2 protein-coding genes are annotated in these 1,636 nt (G+C 70.9%); both read left to right on the forward strand.

Annotated elements, in window-relative coordinates:
• A partial coding sequence (locus DEF28_RS26440) for an LCP family protein (RefSeq protein WP_147281110.1) occupies positions 1–937 on the forward strand: 937 nt, incomplete at its 5' end.
• A gap of 140 nt (positions 938–1,077) precedes the next feature.
• A partial coding sequence (locus tag DEF28_RS26445; RefSeq protein WP_199493570.1) for an LCP family protein occupies positions 1,078–1,636 on the forward strand: 559 nt, incomplete at its 3' end.

Below are 1,636 nucleotides of genomic sequence, written 5' to 3' on the forward strand. Positions count from 1 at the left end.
CTTCGTCAGCGTCGACTTCACCGGCTTCAAGGGCATGGTCGACTCCATCGGCGGCGTCGAGATGTGCATCCCCGCGGCCGTGCAGGACGAGAAGGCGAAACTGGACCTGGAGGCGGGTGAGCAGACGCTGGACGGCGAACAGGCCCTGGCCTACGTGCGGTCCCGCTACGCCCAGGGCGACGGCAGCGACATCTCGCGCATCGACCGCCAGCAGGAGTTCATGGGCGCCATGCTCCGCCAGGTGATGAGCAGCGAGGTCCTCGCGAGCCCGGCCAACCTGTACGCGTTCCTGGGCTCGGTCACCGAATCCATCACCACCGACGACGAGTTCACCGTCGACGCCATGGCCGACATCGCCATCGCCATGCGCGAGGTCGACATGGCGCGCGTCCAGTTCCTCACGGTGCCCAACGGCCCGCACCCGCTGGACGAGAACCGGATCGCCTGGACCGAGCCGGAGGCCGGCGAGCTCTTCCAGGCGGTCGCCCAGGACGTGGACCTCTCCGCGGAGGCCGAGTCGGACGGCGGCCAGGACGATGGCGGTGGTGACGGCGGCGGCGGCGCGTCCGAGGCCCCGGCGGTCGCGCCTGGCGACGTCGCCGTCGAGGTCCTCAACGGCACCGACGTCAGCGGGCTCGCCAACCAGGTCTCCGAGCAGCTGACCGCCCAGGGCTTCGTGGTCACCGGAACCGGCAACCCCGCCACCGGGCCGACCGACACCACCACCGTCTACTACGGCCCCGGCCAGGAGCCGCACGCGACCGCGGTGGCCGACGAGCTCGGGACCGCCGCGACCGAGGAGAATGCCGGACTCGGCACCACGGTCCAGCTCGTGCTGGGCGGTGACTGGAACGGGATGGGCGGTTCGGCCGGCGTCCCCGACTCCGTCCGCGACAACGCCCGCAGCGCCGCGGAGGAGACCAGCCAGTGCGGCTGAGTCCGCCGGGAGGTGGCGGCGAATCCTGACCCGCCCGCCTGACCCCGCCGAATCGGCGTAGCATCCCCGCATACACCCGCGCCGGCGACCTCCTCGCCGGCGCGGGTTCGTCCCCCTCTAACCAGATCGTTGGTGCCGCCATGCCCGCACGCGTCCCGAAGAAGGCGCCCGACTCCGCCGCCCGCCCGTGGGAACAGCTGACCCGCGGCGGCTGGGTGGCGATCGGTGCGACCGCCCTGCTGATCGCCAGCAGCCTGACCGCCTACGGGGCGTACTACGACATCTACGGCAATATCAGCGCGGAGAGCATCGACACCGACGCCTTCGGCGACCGCCCCACGAAGGTCGACGGGGCGGTGAACATCATGGTCATCGGCTCCGACGTGCGCACCGGCGAGAACGCCAACTACGGCGCCGCCGAAGGCGAGCGCCCCGACACGCTGATCATCGCGCACATCTCCCCGGACCACGACGGCGCGACGCTGGTGAACATCCCCCGGGACAGCTACCTGGACCTGCCCGCGTGCGCGCCCACCGACGACAAGCCCGGCTACGACGCGCACCTCGGCATGATCGGCGAGGCCATGAGCCTCGGCGGGATCAGCTGCCTGTGGACGACGGTCGAGCAGCTGACCGGCATCCACATCGACCACTTCGTCAGCGTCGACTTCACCGGCTTCAAGGGCATGGTCGACTCCA

The organism is Marinitenerispora sediminis (genome assembly GCF_003336425.1).
Taxonomy (GTDB): domain Bacteria; phylum Actinomycetota; class Actinomycetes; order Streptosporangiales; family Streptosporangiaceae; genus Marinitenerispora; species Marinitenerispora sediminis.